The organism is Polyangium mundeleinium (genome assembly GCF_028369105.1).
Lineage (GTDB): Bacteria > Myxococcota_A > Polyangia > Polyangiales > Polyangiaceae > Polyangium > Polyangium mundeleinium.
Map to the genome: position 1 here is coordinate 6,475,815 of NZ_JAQNDO010000001.1, position 26,138 is coordinate 6,501,952.

The window sequence follows — 26,138 nt, forward strand, 5'->3', positions numbered from 1 at the left end:
CCCATCGCTGCGGGCAGAGAAGTTATGGGAAGCACGTCGAGTACACTCGGGCTCGATTCGACCTTCGAGGCAATCGAAGAGATCACGCCGGGCAAGGAGCACGTCTGGGTCCGCGCCCGGCGCAAGGACGACGGGACGTCGTGGATCCTCGAATTGACGGGCCTCGAGCTCCCGAGCTCCCGCGAAATTGCGCTTCTCCGTCACGAGCACGAGATCCTCGAAGAGCTCGCGGCCCTTCCCGGCGTCCTGCACAGCACGGGCCTCGTGCGGGTCGGGCGGCGCTGGGCGCTCGTGTTCCCCGGCGTCGCGGGTCGTCCGCTGCGCGACACGCTAGAGCGAGGCCGATTGCCGCTGAAAACGGCGCTCCGGGTGGTCGTGTCGGTGTGCGAGGTCCTCGCGGCCGTCCACGAAAAGGGCATCGTCCACAAGGACATCAATCCGGATCACATCTTCTACGATCCGGCGACGGGCGCAGTCCATCTCTCCCATTTCGGGCTCGCAGGTCGAATCGGGGCGAAGCTCGCCGGCGCGGTCGCGGCGCAGTCCCTCGAAGGGACGCTCGCCTATGTCTCGCCCGAGCAAACGGGGCGCACGGGGCGTCCCATCGGCCGCACGAGTGATCTGTATTCGCTCGGGGTCACGCTCTACGAGCTCCTGACAGGCACGTTGCCCTTCACGAACGCCGATCCCCTGCACCTCGTGCATAGCCACATCGCGCGGACCCCGACGCCGCCGCACGAGGTCGACGCCGACATCCCCGAGGTGGTCTCGGCCCTCGTTTCGAAGCTGCTCGCGAAGGAGGCGGACGCCCGGTACCAGAGCGCATCCGGGCTCGCGGCCGACCTCGTCGAGTGCCTGCTCCAGCTCGATGAGCGAGGCGAGATCCAATCCTTCCCGCTTGGTCAGCACGACCGGCGGCGCACCTTCACCGGAGCGTCGCGGCTCTACGGGCGCGCGCGGGAAGTCGAGGCCTTGCGCGAGGCGTTCGGGCGGGCGAGCCGCAAAGGCGCCGAGCTCGTGCTCGTGGCGGGGTATGCGGGCATCGGCAAATCAGCGCTCGTGCAGGAGCTCTACCCGGACGTCGCCCTCGCGCACGGGTATTTCGTCGCGGGAAAGTGCGACCAGTACAACCGCAATCAACCGTTCAGCGCGGTCTCGCAGGCGCTGCGGGATCTGCTGCGCCAGGTGATGACCGAGCGGCCCGCGGAGGTCGAGGTGCTCCGGCATTCGCTCGCGGCCGTGCTCGGCGCGAACGCGGCCCTCGTCGTCCCGCTCTTGCCCGAAATCGAGGGCATCCTCGGGCCCCAGCCGGAGGTCCTCGCGCTCGGGCCGTCCGAGTCGCAGAACCGCTTCGATCAGGTGCTCCAGGCGTTGCTCTCCGTCTTCTGCCGGCCCGAGCACCCGCTCTCCCTTTTCCTCGACGATCTGCAATGGGCCGACGCGGCCTCCATCCGGCTGCTCCGGCTCTGGCTCACGGATCCGGGGCGGAGCCATCTGCTCCTCCTCGGCGCCTATCGGGAGCAAGAGGTCGACGCGGCGCACCCGCTCCGGCAAACCCTCGACGCGCTCCGGCGCGACGGCGCGCGCGTGACGGAGATCCACCTCGATCCGCTCTCCTCGGGCGACGTGACGTCGCTGCTCGCCGACGGGCTCGAGCTTTCGCCCGACGCCGTCGCGAAGCTCGCGGAGCACGTCGCGCAAAAGACGCTCGGAAACCCGTTTTTCGTGAACCAGCTCGTGCTCGCCATGATCCACGACGGCGACCTCGCCTGGAGCGAGGCCGCGGGGGCGTGGCAATGGGATCTCGAGACCATCGCCGCGCGGGGCGTCAGCGATGATGTGGCCGAGCTCGTGGCGGCCGAGCTCGGGCGCTTGCCGGCCGAGACGTTGCGCGTGCTGCGGCTCGCGGCCTGCATCGGGCACCAGTTCGACCTCGGCGCGCTCTCGCTCGTCGCCGCGCTGCCGCCGGCCGAGCTCGCCGTCGCCCTCCGGAGCGCGGTGCACGCGGGATTCGTCCAGACGCTCGATGCCAGGGAGGGAAGCGCCCACGAGGCGTCGCGGTATCGCTTCCTGCACGACCGCATCCAGCAGGGCGCGTACCTGATGATCCCCGAGCCGGAGGGGCCGCGCGTGCACCTCGACATCGGCCGCGCGCTCCGAGCGCGCGGGGGGCTCGACGCAAAAGGGGCGCTCTTTTCGGTGGTCGGCCACCTCAACCGCGCGGTGAAGCTGCTCGAATCCGCCGAGGAAAAGCTCGACCTCGCGCGGCTCGACCTCGCGGCCGGGCGGAATGCCAAAACGTCGACGGCCTACGCCTACGCGGTCGAGCTCCTGCGCGTGGGGCTCGGCCTCTTGCCGGAGGACGCGTGGACGACGGAGTACACGCTCACCCGCGATTTGCACGCGGCGTGCGCCGAGAGCGAGTACCTCGCGGGGCATTTCGACGAAGCCGAGGCGCTCTTCGACGAAGGCCTGCGCCATGCACAAGACGAGGTCGAGCGCGCGACCCTGGAGAGCGTCCGCCTCCGGCTGTATCAGGTCGCGGGGCGCTACGCGGAGGGCATGGTGCTCGCGACGGCGGCGCTGCGCAGGCTCGGCGTCGAGCTGCCCGAGACGGCAGAGGATGCGAACGCGCAGATCGCGGCGGAGATCGAGATGATCCCCGCGGGAATGGCGGGCCGCAGCATCGAGGATCTCCTCACGGCGCCGCGCATGACGGACCCGCGGGATCGGGCGGTGATGACGTTGCTGGTCGATTCCGCGCCTTGCGCGTACATCGGCCGCCCGGCGCTCTTCCCGCTGATCGCGCTGCGCATGCTGAACTTCTCGCTCCGGCGCGGCAACGCGGAGGCGTCCTGCTACGCCTACAGCATCTACGGCTTCATGCGCATCATGATGTTCGGCGACGTCGCGTCCGGCGTCCGCTTCTCGGAGATGTCGCTGCGCCTGAACGAGCAATTGGGCGACAAGCGGCTCCGCGGCACGCTGCTGCATCTGCACGGGGATCACATCCAGTTCTGGCAGCGGCACATGCGCGACGATCTGCCGGTGCTGGAGAGCGCATTCACGGCGTGTCAGGAGGTCGGCGACGCGGTGTACGCGGGGTACCTCGCGTTCGAGACGCCCTGGCAACATTACGAGATCGGCACGCCGCTGCCGGATCTGCTCCGCATTTGCGAGGGGTTCATCACGTTCGCGCGGCGGGCCCACAACCGGCCCGTCGAGCTGACGATCAAGGTCGAACGGGAATACTTCCGCGCGCTCACCGGGGCCGCCGTGGGCGAGACGTCGCTCGCGGGCCCTGTGTTCGACGAGGCGGACGCCCTCGCGCAGATCCACGCGGCGAGCTTCGGCTGCGGCATCGCCTTCCACCACATTCTGCGGCTCCTGCAGGCCTACACGTTCGGAAAGCCGGCCGAGGCGCTCGCCGAGCGCGAGCACATCCGGCCCGTGCTCGGCGCGGTGATGGCGATGCCCATCGAGGCGACGCTCGCGCTCTACGTGGCGCTCGCGCACCTCGCGCTGGGCGGGGAGGAGCACCTCGAAGCCGCGCGCAAGGAGGAGGAGCGGCTCGCGTCGTGGGCCACGCACGGCCGCGACAACTTCCGGCACAAATGGCTGCTCGTGCGCGCCGAGCGCGCGCGCGTCGAGGGACGCCTCCGCGACGCGGTCGCCCTCTTCGACGAGGCCATCGATGAGGCGCAGCGCGGCGCGTTCTTGCAATACGAGGCGCTCGGGCACGAGCTTGCGGCGGGTTGCCTGCGGCAGCTCGGCTCGGGCCGCGCGGCGTCCGTGTACGTGGCCGAGGCCATCGACGCCTACGAGCGATGGGGGGCACACGCGAAGGTCGAGGAGCTGCGGGGGCGGTTCGGGGAGGTGGCGCGGTGGCAACGAATCTCGCAGCCCGCTGGGCGTCTGCGTGTCCAGAGCGACGCGGGCGGGCTCGACGTCGAGGCGCTCTTGCGCGCGTCGAGCGCCATTTCGAGCGAGCTCCACCTCGAACACGCCCTCGATCGGGTGATGCGCACGATCCTCGCCTGCGCGGGCGCGCAACGCGGCGCGCTGGTGCTCGAACAGGAAGGCGCGCTCCGCCTCGAAGCGCTGGCGTCGCTCGAACCGGACGAGGTGCGCGTCAAGCTGGAGGCCCCGCTCGAAACGCGGGACGACCTGCCGCAATCGGTCATCCGTTACACGTCGCGCCTCGGCGAGCCCTTGTTGCTCACGGATCCGGCGATCGATCCACGGTTCTGCGACGATCCCTATCTCCGGCGCCGCGCGCCTCGTTCGCTCCTTTGCCTCGTGCTCAAGCAACGCGGCCGCCGGTTCGGCGTGCTTTTGCTCGAGCATTTCGAGGCGCGCGACGCGTTCCCGGTGGAGCGCGCGGAGCTCGTCCAGATTCTGAGCGTGCAGGCGGCCGGCGCCATCGAGAACGCGCTGCTGTATGCGTCGCTGGAGGACAAGACACGCGAGCTCGCGGCGCACGGAAAGCTGCTCGCACGCGAGGTCGAGGAGCGCACGGCGGAGCTCCGCGCGGCGAGCGCGCACACGCAGGAGCAGGCGGAGGTCTTGCGGGCGCAAAGCGAGCGGCTCGAACGAGAGCTCGCGGAGCGCTGCCAGGCCGAGCGGGAGCGCGAGGCGCTGCACCGGGAGGTCCTGCGCGCGCAGGAAGACCGGCTCGCGGAGCTGTCGACGCCGCTCATCCCGCTGACAAAAGGGGTGCTCGTCATGCCGATCATCGGGAGCGTGGACAAGGCGCGCGCCCGGCAGATCCTGGACGCCGCGCTCGCCGGCGCACACGCGGCGTCCGCGCGCCTGGTGCTGCTCGATCTGACGGGGCTGCGCAGCGTCGATACGGCGGTGGTGAGCACGTTCGTGGAGACGGCGCGCGCGCTCGCGTTGCTCGGCACAGAGACGGTCCTGACGGGGATCCGCGGCGAGGTCGCCCAGGTGCTCGTCGGGCTCGACGCCGATTTCAGCGGCATCACGACACGCTCGTCGCTCGAGAGCGGCATCGAGCACGCCCTCCGGCGCACGGGCGCGGCGTTCCGGCGCTGAATCCTCGCGCGACGCGCGCCTCGCATCCCGCACGATCCGGGAATTGTCGAGGCGGCGGCCTTTCGTGTCATGATGCCCGCCTCCTTCGATGCGATACACCACCGTCTCCGCCCTCGTCGTCGCCTCGTTCATCGCGCTCGCCGGTTGTCCGAAAGAGAGCATGAGCGTCGCCCCCGCGTCCGCGCCGCCCGCGGCGCCGGAAAACGTGGCAGCCCGCCTCGCGGCATTGCTCTCGCGTTGCGAGAAGCTCGAGGGCACGACCGCGTTCGCGACCGACAAGGGCGGCGCGGCGACCGTTCCGATCTGCAAGACCGAAGGCGCGTTGTGGTGGACCGCCGACATGGACATCGATTGCGACGGCGGGCAGGGCGCTGCATGCAAGGCCGATCCGTATTATCAGTCGGAGACGGCCGCGGTGGACACGCACGGCAAGCCACTCGACGCGTCGACGTTGCCCTTCGTCGTCGTGCCGAAGCCGAGCCACGGGTTCGATTACAAGGCCCAGGGGCTCAAGATGGGCAGCGTCGTCGCGGTCCTCTACAAAGGAAACATCGAATACGGCATTCTCGGCGACGTCGGCCCCGCAGGCATCCTCGGCGAGGCGTCCTACGCGATGGCCGAGAAGCTCGGCATCCCTTCGAGCCCGATCTCGGGCGGGGTCGACAGCGGCGTCACGTACGTCGTGTTCACCGGCGACGGGTCCGTCGTGACGAAAAAGGAAGATGCGGCGGAGGCCGCGCGCATCGGGCAAGCGCGCGCGCGTTTGTTGAGCGGCGCAAACTGACACGGGCCATTCCCCACGGCATCCGGAGGCACTTCACGATGCATCAAGACCGCGTTCGCTTCAGCCAGGCTGCACTCGACGCGCTTCGAACGCACTTCCGCGGCGAGCTCATCGATCCCGATCACAGCCGTTACGATGCGGCCCGCGTCGTCTGGAATGCCCGGATCGACCGGCGGCCGGCGCTCATCGCGCGCTGCACCGGGGTCGCCGATGTCCTTTCCGTCGTGCGGTTCGCGCGGGAGCAAGATGCGCTCGTCGCGGTGCGGGGCGGCGGGCACGACGTCGCCGGCCATGGCGTGTGTGACGGCGGGATCGTGATCGACCTGTCGCCCATGAAGGGCGTCCGCGTGGATCCCGCGCGGCGCACGGTGCGCGCGCAGGCGGGGCTCACCTGGCGGGAGCTCGATCACGAGACGCAGGCTTTTGGGCTGGCGACGACCGGGGGCCAGTGCTCCGCCACCGGGGTCGCCGGGGTCACGCTGGGCGGGGGGATCGGCTGGCTCATGCGCCAGCACGGCCTCAGCATCGACAACCTGCTTTCGGTGGATCTCGTGACCGCCGACGGCCGGCTCGTCACCGCGAGCGCCGACGAGAATGCGGAGCTTTTCTGGGGGTTGCGCGGCGGCGGCGGCAACTTCGGGATCGTCACCGAGTTGGAGCTGCGGCTGCATCCCGTCGAACAGGTGAACGTCGCGATGGTGTTCCACCCGTCGGAGCGATTCGCGGACGCGCTGCGGTTTTACCAGTCGTTCGTCGCGACCGAGCCGGATCCGATGAGCAGCACGCTGATCCATATCGAGCTCCCGCCCATGCCGCAGATCCCCGCGCACATGCACGGCGCGCCCGGGGTGATCATCGCGGCCTGTTACAATGGGCCGAGCGAGGCGGCGGAGGCAGCCTTCGCGCCGCTGCGCGCGTTTGGCCCGCCGGTCGCGGAGCTCGTCAGCCCGATGCCCTACACCGCCCTCCAGAGCATGTTCGATACAGCGCCGGCGGGCGCCTACGGTTATGGCCAATGCATCCGCGCGCGGTATGTCGCCACGCTCGGGGACGAGGGCATCGAGGCCATCGCGGCGCAGCTTCGCGCGGCGCCGTCTGCCTTGTGCCTCTTCGAGGTCCTGCACCTCGGGGGCGCGATCGCGCGGGTGGACGAGGACGCGACCGCGTTCCCGCGACGGAACGCCCCTTTCTTTGCGATGTTCCAATCGAGCTGGAAGGACCCGGCGGACGCCGAGCGCCACATCCGCTGGACGCAGGACGCGTGGGAGGCGACGCAGCCGTTCGCCTCCGGCGGCGTGTACGTGAACTTCCTCGACGGCGGCGAACCCGCCGGGCGGGTGCAAGAGGCCTACGGCGAGGCCAAGATGAAGCGCCTCGCCGCGCTGAAGCGCGCCTACGACCCGACGAATTTCTTCCGGTTGAACAAAAACATCACGCCGTAGCGCGCTCCGCCTGCGCGGCGGACGAGGTCCCAGGTCCGGTCAGGCGCGGCGCCGGGGCGGCTCCGTGGGGGTGATGTGCACGCCGTGCGTGGGCTCGGCATGCTCGGCGCCCGGGGGGTGGGGATGCGGAGGCGAAGGCTCGGCTTCCTGCTCCGCCTCGCGCAGCGAGGGCCCCTCGACCGGGAAGCCGCGCGCGTCGAATCCGCGCTCGCGTGCTTCGGTCTCGTCGGCCGAGAGCTCGTGATAATGCTCGTGACTGAAGACAGTCGGTCGGTTGGGTTTCTCGGCAGCCATGACGCTGCCCCTGGAGCCCCGAGGACGCCGCGTCGAGCCCCGCCCACGCCTCGGGCCGGCGGGGCGTCTAGCGCGGATTCCGGGCGAGGACGAACGGGCGGAGGCGGTGCCCATCCGGGTCCTCGACCACGAAGGTAAAGCCAAAGTCCATGTCGGTCGGCTCCTGCACCACCTTCAGGCCGAGCTGGGTCCACGCGGCATAGGTCGCGCGGACGGCGTCCTTGCTCGGTTCGCTGAACGAGATCTCGACGCCGCCCGCCGGCTTCGGCGCCGGCTCGACCTCGTCGGCGCACCAGAGCCCGATTTTCAGGCCGGTCGGCAGCACGTAAAGCACGAAGGTTTTTCCTTGTTCGACCGGCTCGCTTTCGAGGAGCTTCGAATACAGCTCGGCGCTCTTCAGCGGATCACGGACGGCCAGCAGCAGATAGTTGAGGGTACGCATGGGCATCTCCATCGTCCATCGGGTGGACGGGGAGGGTATGCGCCCGGCGACTGTCAGTTTCCGGCAGCAGCGGGAAGGTTCTGCTTGGCGCGCCATTCCTTGATGAGCACGGCGCGGCGGCGCGGGTAGCGCTCGTCCTTCGGCTCGACCGACTGGATACGATCGACGCGGAAAGCACGGTAATCCTGCCGGAGCTCGCACCAGGCGGCGAGCACCTGCACCTTGTCGAAGAAGCCGATCAGGAGAGGCCAGACCGTGCGGGTCGTGCCTTCGCCGTCCTGGTCGCGGTAGGTGATGACGAGCCTCTGCTCTTTGCGGATCGCGGCGCGGATCACCGAGGCATCGATCACGACCGGCTCGCCGTGGGCCATCGGCACGGTGAGCGTGGCCGCGTCGACGCTCTGGCGGAGGTCGTCGGGCAGCACGGCGCGGATCTTCGCCACGGCGTCCTCCGCCGCGGAGGCGAGCCGCGCATCGCCGCGCACCACGACCCAGCGCGAACCGAGCACGAGGGCCTCGATTTCGTCGATCGAGAACATCAGCGGCGGCAGGGTGAAGCCGGGCCGCAGCACATACCCGAGGCCCGGTTCGCCCTGGATGTCGGCGCCCTGCGCCTTCAGCGTCGTGATGTCGCGATAGAGCGTGCGGAGGGAAATGCCGAGCTCCTCGGCCAGCGCCGGGCCGGGTGTCGGCGCGCGGCGTCGGCGCAGGAGCTGGAGGAGGTCGAGCAGGCGGGAGGCGCGAGACATGGCCCATCGTATCGGTCACGCGCGCGCGTGGTGCCGATATTCGCCGCGCAGCGTCAGACCTCGAAGAACGGCAGATCGCCGATGAAGTCGAGCTTGCCCACGTCCACGCCGTTGTGGCGGAGGATCGCGTAGGCCGTGGTGGCGTGGAAATAGAAGTTCGGCAGGGCCATCTTGACCAGGAAGTCCATGCCCTTGAGCCCCTTGCCCGGCGCGAACGGCAGGACGACGGTGCGGGCCTCGGCGCCCTCGAACTGCGCGGGCTCGAGGGTCTTCAGCCAGGCGATCGTCTTGTCGAGGCGGGCGCGCACTTCCTCGACGGTCTTCTCGTTGTCCTCGAAGACGGGCGGCGTCACCCCGGCGAGGCGCGCGGCCGTGAACTTGGCGCCGTCGCTGATGGCCTGGAACTGCCGCACGAGGGGGTACTGATCCGGCGCGAGGCGCGCGCCGAGGAGCACGTTGACGTCGAACTTCTTTTGCTCGGCGAGGGCCTGCGCCTTGTCGAGCCATTTACACGCCTGGCCCACGATCTGGATGAGCTGCGGCACGAAGGGATCGTAGAGGTTCATGATTGTCTCCTTGGTAGAGCGGGACGGGTGTAGCACGCGCCGCCGCGACGTAAACCCCGGCGACGACACAGGCGAATGGCGGGGTCAGCGGGCGCTTGCGAGAGGCACGGGCGCTACCGCGCGGCCGGGGAGGAGGAGGGCGCAGCCGAGCGTCAGGAGCAGCACCGCGCCATAGATGGACATGGCCGTGGTGTGCTCGTGCATGACCACGTCCGAAGCCGGGCGATCCGTGAGGACGAGGCCGAGCACGGTGAGGCCGGCGACGCCCCCGATATAACGCATCGTCGAGGTGAGGCCCGCGGCCATTCCGCTTTTCTCCCGCGGGATGTCGCTCATCGCCGCGGACTGCGACGGCGCGGACGAGAGGCCGAGGCCCGCACCGAGCATCACGAGCGCCGGAATCGCGTCGGAGAGCGCATGCAAGGGCCGCAACGCGAGGAAGGCCGTGCCGGCGAGGGCCAGCGAGCAGCCGACGAGCGCCACCGCGCGCGCCCCGAATCGATCGGTCCCGCGCCCCGCGAACGGCGAGGTCAACACCATCGTGCCCATCATCGAGAGGAGCACCGCGCCGACGTCACGGGGACCGACGTGGAAGAGCCTCCCGGCCACCTGAGGCAGCTCGAAGATCGTCGAGTACATCGCGAAATTCTGGAGCGCGATGATCAGGCTGCCGCCCACGAAGGCGCGCTGCTTGAACAGAGAGAAGTCGACGACGGGATCCGCGACGCGCCGTTCCCATAAAACGAAGGGCACGAAGCCGAGCGCGCCGACCACCGCCGCCCAGCGGAGGTGCGTCCGCTCGAGGCCGAGGACGAGCGCCGCGAGCGCGGCGCCGAGCAGGATCGATCCGAGGAGATCGAAGCGCGAGCGCGGCGCGGCGGGCGCCTGGGGGCCGGCCGGCGCCCCGAGGTGCGCGAGCGTGGCGGCGAGGAGCAACACCGGCACGTTCACGAGGAAAATCGAGGTCCAGCCAAAGTGCCCGACGAGCTGCGCGCCGATCGTCGGCCCGGTGCCCGCCGCGATGCCCATGACCGCGCCAAACGCGCCGAAGGCACGCCCGCGCAGCTCGGGCGGCAATTCGGTGCGGAGCAGGGCCGTCGCGCTCGGGGCCAGGATCGCGCCGCCCGCCGCCATCACGATGCGCGCCACCGAGAGGGCAGGGAGCACCGGCCAGATGTAGGCGAGCGCGGCGCCGGCCGCCAAAAGAAGCTGCCCGAGGCCGAGCGCGCGCCGGTGGCCGAGGCGATCGCCGAGTTTTCCGCCGGGGCTTTGCAGGACGATGTTCGTGAGGAGATAACTCGTCACGAGCGCCTGCCGGAGCGCGCCGGAGTCGGCCGGGAGGGTGCGCGACATCTCGGGCAGCGCCACGGCGACCATCGTGGAGTTGAGCGGGCCGAGCGCCGCCGACAGCGCGAGGGCCACGAGGAGCCGCACCGGCAGGCGCGACGAGGGCTCAGGCATAAGCAACCTCGCCCGTGACGCCCAGGCGGAGCAGCAGCACGCGGCCTTCCGTCCCGTCCACGAGGATCTCCTGGCCATCCGTGATGCGCGTCGTGGCCCCCGCGGCCCCGAGCACCGCGGGGATGCCGTACTCGCGCGCGACGATGGCCGCGTGCGAGGCCGCGCCGCCGGTGTCCGTCACGACGCCCGCAGCAAGCGTGAAGAGCGGCGTCCACGCGGGGTTCGTGTACCGGCAGACGAGGATCTCCCCCGGCTTCAGGCGCCCGAACGCACGCTCGTCGCGGATGATGCGCGCCCTGCCGCGGACCACGCCGGATGAGGCGCCGGTGCCGCGCAGCTCGCTGTCGGAGGCGCCCTCCGCGCCCGCCCCGAACGCCCGCTTTTGCCATTTCCCGTTGACCACGCCGTACGTCGCGCGCCTGCGCTGCACGAGCCGCTTCGCCTCGGAGAGCGGCGGCGCTCCGTCGCGGAGCCACGCTCGGATCTCGGCCTCCGTCAGATAGAAAATATCGTCGGGGCTCGGCAGATGGCCGCGCTCGTGGAGGCGGCGCGCGATTTCGGCCACGATCGCCTGCATCGCCGAGAAGACGCGCGCCAGGTCGTAATGCGAGCGCTCCCGGAAGATGATCGCCTTCCGCAGCCGCTCCAGCGTGCCGCGGAACGAGCCTTCGAGCCCCGGCACGAAACGAAGCGCGTGCGTGACCTCCTCGACCGCCGCTTGGTACCGCTTGTACCCGGCCTCCTCGGACGGCGGCTCGGTGGCGTCGAGCAGGCCGCGCAGGAGCCCCCACATGGGCGCGGGATCCTGCCGCCAGGTGGGCGCCGAGAGGTACAAGCCCGTGCTCTCCCGGTGCCCATGTTCATCCAGGAAGGCCTCGACCTCGGCGAGGAAGGCACGGCCCGCCTCCGATGCGCGGAGATCCTCGGGGTGCCCCTCGCGAATCGCGAGAAAAACCTCCGGCCCCGCGCTCGCGGCTTTGCGCGCGAGGTGGAAGAGCGCGAGGTTGACCTCGGAGGTCCGGGTGTGCAGGCCCGAGAGGAGGTCGCCCAGGATGGCGTCGGCCCGCTTCCTTCCCACGGCGACGGTGACCGGGAGTCGCAGGGCGACCGAGGCGAGCTGGGTGAGGATCCCCTCGAACCGCTTGAACAGGATCTCGCGCGTGGTCTCCTCGATGCGATCGGCGCGGCGAAGGAGCTCGACGTCGGAAAGCGCGCGGAGATCCACCGGCGCGCAGACCTCCAGGATTCGCCCGAACGCCTCGGCCTCCCACCACCCGAGCCAGTCCTGGCGCAGACCCGCCGCGACCCGCTGGGGCAAACCCAAGATCCGGAGGGTGGGTCGCGGCGAGGGCAGGACGAAGAACTCACGCCACACCTGGTCCATCACCGCGCGCTCGTCGGCCTCGTCGATGTCGAGCCCCAGGGTGCGCACCGCATGGACGAGCGCGGGGATCACCATGCGCAAGCCCCATTGATCGATCGGCTTGGGGGCGACGGGGAACCGGTCGTTGTCGTTCGCTTCGAGCATCCTCCGCTGCATGCGGGTGAGCTCCGGGGGCGGCGGGAGCGGCTCGATCTCGGCCGCGCCGAGGGTGGTGATGGGGCGCGACTGGAGCAGGTAGACGGAGCCCCCTTCGAAGGCGAACTCCACATCCTGCGGGCAGCCGAAATGGGCCTCCAGGTCGAGCCCGAGACGGGCGAGCTGGAGCACCAGCGTGTCGCTCGGCGCGGGGCGTCCGGCCACGCGGCGCTCGCGCTCGTCGATCCCGAGGGGCTCCCGGCGCAGGCGGTAGACATCCCCGGTCGTGTGTCCCGAGACCACGGCTTCACCGAGCCCCGGCGCGACCTCCAGGAGCATGCGGTCGGCGCGCTGGGCCACCGGGTCGACCGTGAACAGGACGCCGGCGAAATCGGCCGCCACCATGCGCTGCACCACGACCGCGATGTGGACGCCCAGGTGCTCCACGCCACGCGCCGCCCGGTAGCCGAGGGCGCGCGGGCTCCAGAGAGACGCCCAGCACCGCCGCAACGCGCGGAGGAGGTCGTCTTCGCCCGCGATGTCGAGGTAGGTCTCGTGCTGGCCCGCGAACGACGCGTCGGCGAGGTCTTCCGCCGTCGCCGAGGATCGAACCGCGACCCGCGGCGCGCCGAGCGCACGGTACGCCTCGCGCACCGCGTCCTCGAGCTCGGGCTGGAGCGCGCCCTTCTCGAAGAGCTCGGCCGCCTCGGCAGCCGCGGCGTCCCAGCTCTGCGTGGCGAGGTGCGGCGCGAGGCGCTCGGCGAGCCCCCATGCGCGCGCGTGCTCGGCATATGCTTCGGCGCTCACGACGAACCCGCCCGGCACGGAGAGGCCGAGGCGCATCAGCTCGCCGAGGTTCGCGCCTTTGCCGCCGGCCGTGGAGAGATGCGCTCGGGACAGCTCGTTCAAGCGATGGATCATCATGGATGCGGCTCCTCCTGCTCTCGCCAGCAGGACGCGGGCGGGGCGGTGGGGCGCTGCGGACTTGCCCCACGGGGTTAATAAGTGACAAGCTACTCAGAAATGGCACGCCCGCGCAACACAACTGACACACAGATCCTCGAAGAGGCGCGTGCGTGTTTTCTGGAACACGGCGCCGCGGTCCCGACGACGCTCATCGCGGAGCGGCTCGGCATCTCGCACGGGGTGCTGTTCCAGCGCTTCGGCACGAAGGAGCAGCTCCTGCGCGCCGCGCTCTTACCTTCGCCGGAGCAGCCGTGGATGGACCGGGCGCGCGCGGGCCCCGACGATCGCGACGCGCGGACCCAGCTCCACGAGCTCGCCGAGGAGATCTTCGAGTTCCTCGAGCGCATCGTGCCGTGCCTCGCGGTGCTGCGCTCGGCAGGCATGCACGCCGAGTCCGCGGCCGAACGGCGGGAGGATCTGCCGCCCGTCCGCGCGCGCCGCGAGATCGTCGGGTGGTTTTCCCGTGCGATCGCGCGAGGCCTCTTGCGCCCGGTCCCGCCGGAGCACGCGGCCGACCTCTTCCTCGGCTCGCTCCAGTTTCGGCCCTTCCACCAGCACCTCTCGAACCAGGGCTTCGACCGGTCCGAGAACCGCGCCTACGTCGCGTTCGCTGTCGACGTCATCTGCCGAACGCTCGCGCCGACGACCGAACACCCCTGATGTTCAGGGCTTGCCGAGGTTTCGTGTGGGCACCGAGATGCCCAGCGCGATCACGAAAAAGGGCACGACGAGCCCGCTCTTGAACGCGTGAATCGCGTCGGAATGCCCGTGCTGGGGGACGACCTGCGTGACGAGCGTGCCGAGCGGCCAGGCGGCCACGAAGAGGGCCTGGCCGAGGACCCAGCGTCGAGACTCCACGGGCACGCGAAACGCCCGGAGGACAGCCACGACCAGGGAAGGGGAGAGCAGCCACCAGAAAAGCACGGGCCAGGGGAGGGGATGCGCGAAGAAGAAACGGCTGAACACGGTCCGGAGCGAAGCCTCGGTGAGAGGCACCGCGATCGCCGCGAGAAGCGCGAGCACAGAGGCGATCGCAGCTCTCCTCCGGCGCGAGGGTACGTCGAGAAACACCCAGGTCCACACGAGGAACGACGCGATCCCGGCTGGTACGGCAAGGTGAAAATATCCTGCCCAGCGGAGCCCCTCCCAGCCGCGCCACTCGACCTCCAGGCGCCAAAGAGCGCCGGCCAAGAGCGCGAGGATCCCGAGGGCGACGTCGGCGGTCATCGAGGGCACCGTACCACGAGAGCGCGGCCGGAGCTGGCTGCGCGGTTCGCGCCTACATGCCGCAGGGAAGCTCGAGGACGAACGTGGATCCGATGCCCTCCCCGCTCTCGACGCGGATCGAGCCGCCGTGGGCCTCGGCGATCTTGCGGCAGATGTACAGGCCGAGCCCGAGCCCTCCATAATGGCGCACCGAGACGGCACGGCCGAAGCGCTCGAAGATACGGGCTTGCTGGTCCGGCGCGATCCCGATCCCCTGGTCCGCGACCACGAGCCTCGCGTTGCCGGCCTCTTTGCTGACGCCGATCACAATGGGTTTGCCGACGCCGAACTTGATGGCATTGGCGAGCAGGTTCGTGAGGACCTGTTCGAGGCGGGCTCGATCCCATACGCCGACGACGGGGGCGTCGCCCTGGATCCGGACCGGACATCGGGACCGTTTCAGATCGAGGTCGAAGTGCGCGACGACCTCCCGGACGAGGGCGGTGAGATCGAACGCCGTGGTCTCGAGCGTGATCTGCCCGGCGTCGAACCGCGAGACGTCCAGGAGCTCCTCGATGAGCCGGTTCATCCGATCGCTCTGGCGACAAGCCCGCAGGATCAGGTCCTCGGTCGCCTTGCGCGTCGTGGGCATTTCCCCGCGGGTCGCCCGCAAAAGGGATTGAAGCGAGAGCCCGAGCGACGTCATGGGGGTGCGCAGCTCGTGGGAGGCGACGGCGAGGAATTCGTCGCGCATCCGGACGGCCTCCTGCGTCGCGCGGTAGAGCCGCGCGTTCTCCATCGCGATCGCCGCGCGGTGCGCGAGCTCCTCGGCCATGCCGAGTTCCACGGCCCCGTACGGGCGGTCCCGATCGGCGGAGACGAGGCTCACCGCGCCGAGGACCTGCCCCCGCGCGAGCAGCGGCACGTACATGGCCATATGGGTCCCGAGTTCACGGAGGATCCCGCCATGCTCCGCATCCACGCAGTTTGCGCACAACGTCGCCTCGTTGATTTCCGACATGAGGAGCGGCTCCCCGCTCCGTATCACCTGCGCCGCGGGGTGGGGCGATCCTGGAGAGGGCGGGTAGCGCCGCTGGAGCTCCTCGAGCAGCGGGCTTTTCGCCGGATCCTTGTGGACACCCGAGACCCGACGGATACGTCCGCTGTCCACGATGTCGATCACGCACCAATCGGCGAGGCCGCGGACACAGAGCTCGGCGAGGCAACGGAGGATCTGCTCGTGCTCGAGCGACGCGCCGAGGATCTCGCTGGCTTCCGCAAAAAACGCCGCGCGGCGCTCGTCCTGCTCGGCCGCCTGCCGCGCGGCTTGCTCGCTGGCGAGGAGCCGGGCGTTTTCCATCGAGATCGCGGCCTGCAAAGCCACGAGCTCGAGGGCGCTGAGCCGCTCGGCCGTGAAGGCCCCTGGGACGAGGTTGTTCTCGAGATAGAGCAAGCCGAACACCTCGGCCTTCCGGAGGATCGGCAAACACAGGACCGACCGAGGCTTGACCCGCACGATGTATTCGTCCGAGAAAAACCTGCCCGCTTCGGCGCTGGCGTCGTCGAGGATCTGGCGCTCCTTCGTACGACGCACGTATTGCACGATGGAAGCGGGGACGAGCGCCGAGGATTCGGCCGGCAGGAACGGGAGCATCCTCGCGCGCGCCCCCTCGGCGTCGAGCGTGGCCTCCGCTTCGATCCCCAAGGCGCCGCCGCGGACGAGGAGCAGGTAGGCCTTCTGCGCCCCGCCTTGCTCCAGCACGACCCGGAGCAGCGTGTGGATGAGCTTCTCCTGCACGATCTCGCCCGAGATGGTCTGCGACGCCTTGACCACCGCGAGGAGGTCGAGCTGCTCGACCCGCACGGCCAAGGTGGCCATCGGCGCGCCGGGCCTCCGCTCGAGCAGGTGCGGATGCATTCGATCGAGGCTCCGCACCTTCCCGTCGGCCCCCCAGCGATCATAACAGGCGCGGGCCTCGCGAAAGTAGGTGTCGGCGATGAACTCGAACCCCCGATCCCGATAAAACCGGGCGGCGAGCTCCCAGGAGATCCCTTCGTTCTGCACGAAGTCGTTCTCCTGCGCCGAGCGGATGGCCTGCTCGTAGAGCCGCATCGCCTCTTGATCGCTGCCCTGGAGGCGGGCGATCTCGGCCGAGAGGAGGGCATACTTGTTGAAAAAGCTCTCGGGGCAGTTGTCCGCCCATACACGGAAAGCTTGCTGATCGGCGCGCAAGGTCGCCATGGCGTCCGCCTGCACCTCGGGTGGCGTCTTGTGATACCGGGCCGCGAGCGCGAGCGCGCCATAATAATGACATTCCGAGACCTCGTCGAACGAAGGGCATGACCAGAGGAGCGAGCGGGCCTTCGTCGCTGCCTCGATCGCCTCCTCGTAATCGCCCGACAGGAAGCGCGCCTGCGCCTTCCAGACGTAGTACCAGCAGACGGCGATCGCCATGCTCGCCTCGCGCTTGGCGAGGAGGGCCTCGTGCTCCGCCTCGTCGAACCCCGCGCCGTTGAATGACCCGAAATGGGCGGTGAGGCCGCGGAGGTTCTGGATGAGGCGCTGCTGGACGACGATGACGCCCTCGAACGTGCCGAACTTCGCCTTGCGCGCGAACGAGAGCGCCCGCTCGGACTCGTGATGGACCTCCTCCAATCGCTCCCCCTTCACGATGAGGAACGTGATGAGGTTATTGCCCGCATAACAGGCGAACGTCACGTCGCCGACCTCCAGCGCCGCGGCGAAGGCGCTGTCGACCAGGGCCCGGCGTGTGGAGGCCGGTCGCGCCCAGTACGAGAGGAGGAAGAATTCGAGGAGCACCTTCGCCTTGTAGCCGGTCAAGCCGCGCTTCTCGACCAGATCATAGCCCAGCTTCCCGAAACGAAACCCCAGGCGATACTGGCTGAACTCGGGTCCGAGCAGCATGCCGAAGAATACATACGCGAAGCTCGACCCGGCGGCATTGCCATGCTGGAGGCTCAAGTTCACGCTATGGCAGGTCGTCAAGCAGACGAGGTTGTTGTCGGTGTAGAGCGCCGGCGAATTGATGGCCACGAGGATGTCGAGGGCCGCCCTGGCGTCGGGGTCGGTCATGGGCGGCAGGTCGATCAAGTCCTCGATCCGCCGTTCACCGAGCAATTGCCAGATCCTTCCATACGCCCGGTCGACCTGGTCTCGGCTGGGATGCGGCGAAAGGACGATCCCGAACGGGGAGAGCCCCGTGATCGCCGCCGCCACGGCCTGGTCGTACTGATCCTGGATCGCGTGCAGGTACACCTTCACGGACGTCGCTCGAGCGCGGTCCACGTTCGTCCTCGCGTGGTCGAGGATCACCCAAAGCAAGCCCTCCGCCGCGGCGAACCCGCCGCTCACGAATTCGCTCTCGGCGCGTTCCAGGTGGAGGCGGAAGGTGAGGTCGTACTGGTTTTCCCAGCTATCGGGGGCGAGCAGCGCCATGCCCGCCGAGAAGTACTTGATGGCCGAGAGGTAGGCCGTGGAGGCCTTCGCCTTGCTTCCAGCGATCAGATTGAGCTCCGCGACGCGGTCCTTGTCGCTGCGGGACGGGAGCACGGACGCGCCGAGGTTGTGCTGGTTGGCGATGTCGAAGATCCTCTCTTCGAGCTCCTCCCGGGACGCGCGGGCGACGAGCAGCCTGCCGATCCGGAGGTGCAAGAGGGCCCGCTCGTCCTCCGGGATGAGCGAATGCGCCGCCTCCTGCACGCGATCGTGGACGAACTTGTAGGTGTCGTCGAGGCGCAGGACGAGCCCCTCCCGGACGGCCTCCCATAACGCGGCGTGGGTCTCGCCTTCCGATCGGCCGTCGATCATCGAAAGGACACGCGTCTCCGCGATGTTCCCGACGCAGGCGGCGACTTTCATGACGTCCTGCGTGGTCGCCGCGAGGCGGCGCAATTTCGACACCATCAGGTCGACCACGTTGTCAGCGTAGTTCTTCGCCTGGATCTTGACGACGTCCCACGTCCAGGACCCCGAGCGCGGATCAAACGTGATCAAGTGCTCCTGGTGCAGCGTCGTGAGGAACTGGATCGCGAAAAAGGGATTGCCGGCGGTCTTCTGGTGCACGAGCGCCGCGAGCGGCGTGACCTCCTCGGCGCGGCGGTGGACCGTGTCCGCGACGAGCTCGGCGACGTGCGCGGGGGAGAGCGGCGCGAGGACGATGTCTCGCACGGCGACGCCGCTCCGTTTCACCTCGTCGAGCATGTGCACGAACGGATCCACGGGGCTGACCTCGTTGTCGCGGTAGGCGCCGATCAGGAAAAGATACCTCGTATCGGGGTGCGTGAGGAGGTGCTCGAGCAGCTCGAGGCTCGCGGCGTCCACCCATTGCAGATCGTCGAGGAACACGGCCACGGGGTGCTCCTTGCAGGCAAACACGGAGACGAGCTGCCGGAACACCATGTGGAAGCGGTTCTGCGCCTCGACGAGGGGCAAAACCGGGACGGGCGGCTGCCGGCCGATGACGAGCTCGATCTGAGGAATCACGTCGACGATGAGCTGACCGTTCACCCCGAGCGCGGCGCGCAGCCGCTGCCGAAAGGCTTCGATGCGCTCGTCGGTCTGGGCGAGCAGCTCGCCCACGAGGTCCCGGAAAGCCTGGGCGATCGTGGCGTAGGGAATGTCGCGCTTGTACTGGTCGAACTTCCCCGAGACGAGGAGGCCCTGCGCGCGAAAGACCGGCTTGTAGAGCTCGTGCACCAGGGACGACTTGCCGACGCCGGAGTAGCCGGAGACCAGCACGAATTCGGGGGTGCCCGTGGCGACGACCCGCCCGAACGCCCCGAGGAGCACGGCGAGCTCCTCGGCGCGACCATAGAGCTTTTGGGGGACCTGAAACTGATCCGCGACATCGTGCTCGCCCAGAGGGAACGGCTCGATCCGGCCCGCCTTTTGCCACGCGTCGAGGGAGCGCGCGAGGTCGTACCGGAGCCCCGTGGCGCTCTGGTAGCGCTCCTCCGCTACCTTGGCGAGCAGCTTCAAGACGACACGCGCGAGCGCCTCCGGCACGGTCGGCACGAGCTCCGCGGGGGAAACGGGCGACCGAGCGATATGGCAGTGCACCCACTCCAGGGCATCCGTCGCCTGAAAAGGCAGCCGGCCCGTCAACATCTCGTAGAACGTGACGCCGAGGGAATAGAGGTCGGAGCGAGGGTCGATCGCCCGGTTCATGCGTCCTGTCTGCTCCGGCGACAGGTAAGGCAAGGAGCCTTCAATCAGGCGCAGCGGCTGCGCGGCCTGCTGCTCGCGGGGGAGGCGCGAGGCGATTCCGAATTCGGCAATCTGGACGGCGCCCGTCGCGGGATGGACGAGGATGTTCGCCGGCTTGAGATCCTTGTGGATGACGTTCGCCGCGTGGATCTCCGCGACGGCCTGCGCGATGGCCACCGCGAGCGGGAGAAACCTCTCCACGGCCATCGGCGCCCCGAGGAGGTCGCGAAGCGGGACGCCGCCCGCGTCCTCCGTGATCAGGGCCGGCGATCCTTCGATCGATTCGAGCGCGAGCGGCTTCACGACCGCAGGGACGTCGAGCGTCCTGCCAATCTCCACCTCGTTCTTCAGGCGCTCGAGATCCCTGGGCCGGCATCGCCGCGGATCGAGCATCTTGACGATCACCGGGCGTTGATCGGCGTCCCGACGTCCCCGATAAACGGCGACGCCGTCATGGTCGGAGAGCGTCTCGGTCAGCGTGTACATGAAAAGCACCGGCTCCCGGTCCTCGGTGCCCCTCTCTTCGTACCTCTCTGCTGCCTCCACGGACGCACCCGGTCGGGAGGACCAGGGCGCGGGCCACCGCGGGTGAAACCATAAGCCTCCGCCTCCGTTTCCGCTAGCGCCGTAGCTTCCGCGTCCCGCGGCCGGGCGTGTTCGGTCGCTCGCGCACGAGACCCGACGTCCGGGCGCGACGCCGCTCGTCCCGCGGACGCTGCCCATCTCGGGTTTCGGCAGGAGGGGCAGAGCGCGCTCCGGGGCCTGCGGCGCCGTCGAACGGGAGACGGCCTCGCGGAGGGAGACTTGCGGCTCCGCAGGGCGGCGTCTCCGGAGGGGAGGTTTCGACCTGCAGCGCCGTCGATCGGTGCGGGTGAGCGCGGAGGGCCCCCTGCGGCTCCGCAGGGCGGCGTCTCCGGAGGGGAGGTTTCGAGCTGCAGCGCCGTCGAGCGGCGCGGGTGAGCGCGGATGGCCTCCTGCGGCGCCGCAGGGCGGAGGACGCGCCCGGAGAGCGGCGGTTCACGACGCTCGAGGTCGGCGGGCGCGCGGACGGGGGCCGGGTTGGAGCGCGGCAGGAGGCCGTCGGTGGATTGAGCGCCGGTCCTTGGGCTGCTACCGTCGCCGACGACCACGCCCACGCCTGCGACGCGAGCTTTTCATGCCCCATCTCACGCTCCCCACGATCTTCACCATGGCCTCGACGCTCCTCTTCCTCGTCCTCGAACGCGTGCGGCCTGGGCGCGTGCTCCCGCACGTCCCCGGCTGGCATGCGCGCGCGCTCCTCCTGAACCTCGCGCAGCTCGGCATCACGCTCGCGCTGAACCGCGTCTGGGTGCACCTGTTCCAGGGCGCCTCGCTCTTCAAGCTCTCCGCCCTCGAACGCCCATGGCTCGAGGGGTTCGTGGCGTGGTTCGTGGGCACCTTCTTTTATTACTGGTGGCACCGCCTGCGGCACGCCGATGGCTTCTGGCGTGTCTTCCACCAGATCCACCACTCGCCTGCGCGCATCGAGATTCTCACGTCGTTCTACAAGCACCCCGTCGAGATGGCCTCGGATGCGCTGCTCAGCGCGACGATTGCGTACCTCCTGCTCGGCATCTCGCTCGAAGGCGCGTTCTGGTTCAACTTCTTCGCCGCGACGGGGGAGTATTTTTATCATGGCAATTTCAAGAGCCCGCGCTGGCTGAAGTGGTTCATCCAGACCCCCGAGCTGCATTCCGTGCACCACGAGCTCGACGTCCACCGCTACAACTTCTCCGATCTGCCGCTCTGGGATCGGCTGTTTGGCACGTACCGAGACGCGGACGAGTTCGCCCCGCAGTGCGGGTTCCCTGGCACCAACGAGCGCAAGCTCGGCGCGATGCTCGTGTTCCGGGACGTCTATCACGACCCCTCCTGAAGACGCTTCGCCGCGCGGCGTAGGGGCAAGGGGACTTGGACCCAATGCATCGCCATGGCGTGTGTCGTTCCGCGACGATGGTTCCTGCGAGGTTGGCCCTGGTCCTTTGTGCGTCCACGCTTGCGGGCTGCGCGTCCGCTCCTCCGCGGCCCCCCGCTGGAAAGGGAAACGCGGCGCGACCAGAACCTGCTCGACCGAGCCGAAACCCGCTCTTTTCAATCACGGAGGCCGAGGCGTCGCCTCGCATGCGGTCGACGTCCCACGAACGCGTCGTCGAACTCCGCTCCGAGGGCAAACATCATGCGCTCGAGCGGGTCGCCGAGGGCATCGTGCTCCTCTCGGATGCGACGGGGGTCCTCGGGTTTTTGAAGGCTCCGCCGGGGGAGACTTCGATTCGCTGGGCTGGTTTTGTCGAGAACGATGCGGTCCTTGTCCTTGGGGCGCGGCGCATCCATCGCGCGGCGACGCCTGCGGATGCGGTCGCTGGCACGTTCGAGGCCCTCGCCGAGCTCGATGCCGACGTCACGAGCCTCGTGTCTGCGGGGAGCCACGTCGTCGGCGCCGTGCCACGCGCGGGAGGAGCGGTCTACACGTCCCACGACGGGGGGAGAACCTTCCAGCGCATGAAACGACCTGGCAAGGTGGATATCGCGGCCATGGCTCTGCGCACCGATGGGGCCCTCGTGCTTGCCGTCGAGGATCCGCTTCCGCCGGGCATGGGGCGCGTGACCATGGAGGCGCGGACCTTCACCCGGCTCCCGGGCAGCGGTTTTCGCGCGGGTCCTGACGTCGACAGGAACCTCGTTTGGCAGCGCGGCGACACGATCCTGGCCCGCGTCGCCGACGCACCCTCACGCGCGAAGCTCCACGGGCTCGACGCGAAGGGCCGATGGATTCCGATCGATCCGCCGAGCCCGTGGCTCGACTTCGCCTGGCCGGCCGTCACCTTCGGCCCGGGGGTCGAGCGGGATCGGCCCGGCTTGCCGACACCGCCGGTCCCAGGAAACGAGCCGGAAACGGGCTGGTTGCTCACCCACGGCTGGTCGGGGCTCCGGCTCCCGGACGAGTGCTCGAAAGCCCTGTGCCTCCGAAGCCGAAAGCCCGTCCCGAGCGCAGCCACCGTGCTCGCTTTTTCGGACGGACAATGCGCAAAGGCGCACAGCGAGCTGAAGCACGAGAGACGCGAGCACCGTTACCGGGGGGGCGGCGCGACGTACGCCCGCCACCGACGGGTCTGCGACACGAGCCATCCGCTCCTCCGCGGGGGAACGGTGTTCGTACGCCACGACGGCGAGGACCGGCTCACCCGGCTCCCGGCCTCGTGCGGCTCCGGGTGGGTGTCGGGCAACGAGCGGTCGGTCTTCGTTTATTGCGAGGGCGAGCGCGGGAGCGCGCCGGCGATGCTTCACGTCACGGAGACGGGGCACATCGAGTCCCTCGCGTCGAAGGTGCCGGCCCACCTGGAGCTCAAGGGCGCGGAGGTCGCCGGCGACGGAACGACGGTGCTCTTCGTGAACGACGGGGCCTGGTTGTGCAGCCCGGGGAAGCCCGCCTCGTGCGCTCCGATCGAGCGGGATCGTCTTCTCGCGGCGCGTCCTCTGCCGCGTGGACGTGCGCTCCTCGCGAGGGAAGGGGCGAACGAGGGCGAGCTTGCCCTCGAGGTCGTGGGGGAGCGCGTACCGGCGCGCGTCACGGTGACGGTGCCCGAACGCGTGTTCGAGCTGGAAGTGACCGAGGCCGGCCATGTTCGGTTGTGGCTCGGCGTCCCGTCCGGTGAGGTCGCCCCCGTGGAGATCGCCGGGGAGCGCCGCGACGCGCGTGCCTTCCTTGTCCGCGTCGATGGGACGCTGGACCCCGAGGAAACGGCGACCCCCTGAGACCACGGCCGCGGCGTGGAGCAGAGAAGCCAATCCTTTCGCCACCTTGGAGAGCCCTCGAAAAAAGTCGACCGCCTTGTCGATCTCGCGCCCCCTCGTTCGACGTGAAGACAGCGCCAGGGCGAAACGCCCGGTCGAGGGAGAAGAGACATGAACAGGAAGCGCATCTCGATGGCCGTGTGTCTGTTCGTCGCCGCGTGTGGGGGAGAGGACCCGGAGCCCGCCGCGGAGCCGATAGCCTACAAGGACATGAGCTTCGCGGAGCGTGTCGTCTTCATGAACGACGTCGTCCTGCCGGAGATGAAGGAGGTCTTCGTCGCGTTCGACCCCAAGTTCGAGGCCATGGACTGCGCGACCTGCCACGGCCAGGGCGCGACCGATGGCACCTATACGATGCCGAGCGCGCAAATCGCCCCGCTCCCCGGCACGGAGGAGGCGTTCCTCGAATACGTCAAGGATCCGGAGGCTGCGCGGTGGAGCCAGTTCATGTTCGACGAGGTCATGACGCGCATGGCCGACTTGATCCAGGTCCCCACGTACAACCCCGAGACCCACGCGGACGGGTTCTCGTGCGCCGGTTGCCATACGATGGAGGTTCCGCCGGGGGGGACTCCCTGAGGCGGGGAGCCGCCGACTTGGAAAGAACAGAATCGGTCGGCGCCCGAGGCTCCACCATCGCCTCGTCGTCGCCTGCGCCGCTTGCACCGTCGTGCCCCCCGCACCGGCATCCCCCCCGCCCGCGGCTCCGGCTGCGACGGCCCCTGCTGCTGCCGCTCCACCCGTCCCCTCGGCTGCGGCGCAGGCTTCGAGCGCGCCGCAGCCCGCCCCCGCGGACGTCACGCCCGCCGGGCCTCCGCCCTACCCGGAGGCGTGGATCCACGAAGCCGAGACGACGAACGAATCGCTGAGCTCCGGCTGACGCTGCGCTTCCACGACAAGTGCTGAAGGCGCGCACGACGCGCGCCCCGGCATCCCGCGACTACCAGACCGCGCCAGCGACCTGCTTGGTGGTGGCCATGAGGCGGTTGAACAGGTTGGTCAGGCCAATCATCAGGGTCAAGGCCGCCAGCCCTTGCTCGTCGTAATGCTTGGTGGCCTCGTTCCAGATCTCGTCCGGGACCGGATCCGACCGATCGCTGAGCCGCGTGGCGGCCTCGGCGAGCGCCAGCGCGGCGCGTTCGGCCTCGGTGAAGTAGGGCGCTTCCCGCCAGGCCGCCACGGCAAACAGCCGTTCGTCTGTCTCGCCGGCCTTCTTGGCGTTGCGCGCGCCCGAGTCGACGCAATAACTGCATCCATTGATCTGGCTCGCGCGCAGATGGACAAGCTCGAGCGTCCTTTCCGGCACGCCGCCTTTCTTCGCGGCCTTGATCACATTGAGAAGGGCGGGCATCGCCTCGGGAAGGATCACCGCCGGGTTTTTCATCCGTGCCTGCATCGTTCCTCTCCTGGGTCAGATCGACTGGGAATCGTCCAGCACTTCGATGACGGACCGCGACGAGGGAATGTGACCGACGGACGAAAATAACTTCCTGGCCGAGCGCTTCGAGGCCCACCGCACCCATGTTCGACGTGGTGTGGTAGGCTTGCCGCCATGGCGCGCAAGGCGAAGGGGCGGGGGCAGAGCGGAAAGCCGTGCGCGCTCCTCGTGGCCACGCTCGTCGCGGCGCTCTCGGGGTGTGGTCCGCAGGAGTGTCACAGCACGCTGCTCGAAGTGCAGCACACGGCGGCGGGTGTTCCGAGCCCAGCGATCGCGCCCGGGGCGACCACCGAGCTGCATTTGCTGGGGCTGCGTCGCCTTGGCTGCGACGGTTCGCTGAGCGCCAGCGCGTACTTCCCGCTGCGCGTGACGAGCGAAGCGCCCGCGACGCTCGAGGTCGTCGAGCAGCGCCCTGGTCGGCTCGTCGTGCGCGGGCATGCGGCCGGCGCCGCGACGCTGGTCCTCGAGGGCCACGGCGAGCGCGCGCGTTTTTCCGTGGTCGTTGCGCCCGCGGTCCGCGCGGAGATCCTATCGCCGCTCGCCGGCGCGACCACGGCGGCGCCCGTCTTGCTTCTGGTCGGCGCCGACGTACGGCTGCCGGTTCGCGCCCGCGACGCGCAGGGGCGGGACGTGGTCGGCGATCGCGCCATCGAGGCCACGCGCGCCGAGGGGGCCGTGACGTTGTTCCCGGGCACAGAGGCGGATCTTCACCTTCGCGCCGAGCGCGCGGGCGAGGGTCGAATTGCGCTGCTTGGCACGTCGATCCGGACGGAGTCGGTCGAGCCGAGCGCGGTCGCGGCGATCGACCTGGACCTTCAGGCGGACGATACCAGCATCGGTTATGGCTGCATCCCCCCGGCGCCACGCTTCGACCAGCCGGTGAGCCACCTGCACACAGGCGAGCGGCCGTTTCTTTTCGTGCGGCTGCGCGCGAGCGACGGCCGCGCGATTGCAGGGATCGTGGAGGCGCCGCGCTCGGCGACGCCGGAGGTCTGCACCGTCGCGCCCGCAAAGGCGCCGGAGCGCGCGCGCGAGGTTCTCGAATTCCACCTGCCGCACGCGCGTGACTATCAACGTTCGGCGTGGGAGCTTCGCGCCGTCGCGCGCGGCACCTGCCGTGTCGAGGCGCGCGTCGGCGAGATCGTCGCGCAAACGCTCGTCGAGGTCGACTGAACG

General features: G+C 69.4%; 17 protein-coding genes. 8 read left to right on the plus strand and 9 right to left on the minus strand.

What is annotated here, in order from left to right; all coding sequences use genetic code 11:
- Positions 1-24 precede the first annotated feature (24 nt).
- From POL67_RS25735 to POL67_RS25745, 3 genes are all read left to right on the plus strand, one after another.
- A complete protein-coding gene (locus POL67_RS25735; protein ID WP_271921628.1) occupies positions 25-5,055 on the plus strand; it encodes an AAA family ATPase in 5,031 nt (1,676 codons plus the stop codon).
- A gap of 88 nt (positions 5,056-5,143) precedes the next feature.
- Complete coding sequence (locus POL67_RS25740) at positions 5,144-5,839, plus strand: glycoside hydrolase family 75 protein (protein WP_271921630.1); 696 nt, start codon at positions 5,144-5,146, stop codon at positions 5,837-5,839.
- A 38-nt stretch (positions 5,840-5,877) separates the two neighbouring features.
- The gene (locus tag POL67_RS25745; protein WP_271921632.1) at positions 5,878-7,281 is read left to right on the plus strand and encodes an FAD-binding oxidoreductase; all 1,404 of its coding nucleotides are present in this window, start codon (positions 5,878-5,880) and stop codon (positions 7,279-7,281) included.
- A 39-nt stretch (positions 7,282-7,320) separates the two neighbouring features.
- Here POL67_RS25745 and POL67_RS25750 read toward each other — a convergent pair whose 3' ends face one another.
- The 6 genes from POL67_RS25750 to POL67_RS25775 form a co-directional block, all read right to left on the minus strand.
- On the minus strand, positions 7,321-7,575 hold the full coding sequence (locus POL67_RS25750; protein ID WP_271921634.1) for a hypothetical protein: 255 nt from the start codon (positions 7,573-7,575) through the stop codon (positions 7,321-7,323).
- Between the two features lie 67 nt (positions 7,576-7,642).
- Positions 7,643-8,017 (minus strand): VOC family protein, encoded by a 375-nt coding sequence (locus tag POL67_RS25755; protein ID WP_271921636.1) that lies wholly within the window; start codon positions 8,015-8,017, stop codon positions 7,643-7,645.
- Between the two features lie 53 nt (positions 8,018-8,070).
- Positions 8,071-8,766 (minus strand): helix-turn-helix transcriptional regulator, encoded by a 696-nt coding sequence (locus POL67_RS25760; protein ID WP_271921638.1) that lies wholly within the window; start codon positions 8,764-8,766, stop codon positions 8,071-8,073.
- Positions 8,767-8,819: 53 nt separating this feature from the next.
- Complete coding sequence (locus POL67_RS25765) at positions 8,820-9,332, minus strand: DUF1993 domain-containing protein (protein WP_271921640.1); 513 nt, start codon at positions 9,330-9,332, stop codon at positions 8,820-8,822.
- 84 nt (positions 9,333-9,416) lie between these two features.
- Positions 9,417-10,793, minus strand: a complete 1,377-nt coding sequence (locus POL67_RS25770) for an MFS transporter (protein WP_271921642.1) — start codon at positions 10,791-10,793, stop codon at positions 9,417-9,419.
- Complete coding sequence (locus POL67_RS25775) at positions 10,786-13,236, minus strand: PEP/pyruvate-binding domain-containing protein (protein ID WP_271921644.1); 2,451 nt, start codon at positions 13,234-13,236, stop codon at positions 10,786-10,788. The genes POL67_RS25770 and POL67_RS25775 overlap by 8 nt, the downstream gene beginning before the upstream one ends.
- 99 nt (positions 13,237-13,335) lie before the next feature.
- On the opposite strand from POL67_RS25775, the gene POL67_RS25780 reads away from it, so the two are divergent.
- Complete coding sequence (locus POL67_RS25780; protein ID WP_271921646.1) at positions 13,336-13,938, plus strand: TetR/AcrR family transcriptional regulator; 603 nt, start codon at positions 13,336-13,338, stop codon at positions 13,936-13,938.
- A 3-nt stretch (positions 13,939-13,941) separates the two neighbouring features.
- Here POL67_RS25780 and POL67_RS25785 read toward each other — a convergent pair whose 3' ends face one another.
- Both POL67_RS25785 and POL67_RS25790 read right to left on the minus strand, forming a co-directional pair.
- A complete protein-coding gene (locus POL67_RS25785) occupies positions 13,942-14,505 on the minus strand; it encodes a hypothetical protein (RefSeq protein ID WP_271921648.1) in 564 nt (187 codons plus the stop codon).
- Positions 14,506-14,557: 52 nt separating this feature from the next.
- Entirely contained in the window at positions 14,558-20,197 is a 5,640-nt protein-coding gene (locus POL67_RS25790) for a sensor histidine kinase (RefSeq protein WP_271921650.1), read from the minus strand.
- 670 nt (positions 20,198-20,867) lie between these two features.
- Between POL67_RS25790 and POL67_RS25795 the strand changes: the two genes are divergently transcribed.
- The 3 genes from POL67_RS25795 (at position 20,868) to POL67_RS25805 (ending at position 24,103) form a co-directional block, all read left to right on the plus strand.
- A complete protein-coding gene (locus POL67_RS25795; RefSeq protein WP_271921652.1) occupies positions 20,868-21,608 on the plus strand; it encodes a sterol desaturase family protein in 741 nt (246 codons plus the stop codon).
- A 245-nt stretch (positions 21,609-21,853) separates the two neighbouring features.
- Entirely contained in the window at positions 21,854-23,485 is a 1,632-nt protein-coding gene (locus POL67_RS25800; RefSeq protein ID WP_271921654.1) for a hypothetical protein, read from the plus strand.
- Positions 23,486-23,635: 150 nt separating this feature from the next.
- A complete protein-coding gene (locus POL67_RS25805; protein ID WP_271921657.1) occupies positions 23,636-24,103 on the plus strand; it encodes a hypothetical protein in 468 nt (155 codons plus the stop codon).
- Positions 24,104-24,464: 361 nt separating this feature from the next.
- Here the strand turns inward: POL67_RS25805 and POL67_RS25810 are convergent, their stop codons facing one another.
- Positions 24,465-24,920, minus strand: coding sequence for a carboxymuconolactone decarboxylase family protein (locus tag POL67_RS25810; RefSeq protein ID WP_271921659.1), 456 nt, complete (start codon positions 24,918-24,920; stop codon positions 24,465-24,467).
- Positions 24,921-25,076: 156 nt separating this feature from the next.
- Between POL67_RS25810 and POL67_RS25815 the strand changes: the two genes are divergently transcribed.
- The gene (locus POL67_RS25815) at positions 25,077-26,135 is read left to right on the plus strand and encodes a hypothetical protein (protein WP_271921661.1); all 1,059 of its coding nucleotides are present in this window, start codon (positions 25,077-25,079) and stop codon (positions 26,133-26,135) included.
- The last annotated feature ends 3 nt before the right edge of the window (positions 26,136-26,138 follow it).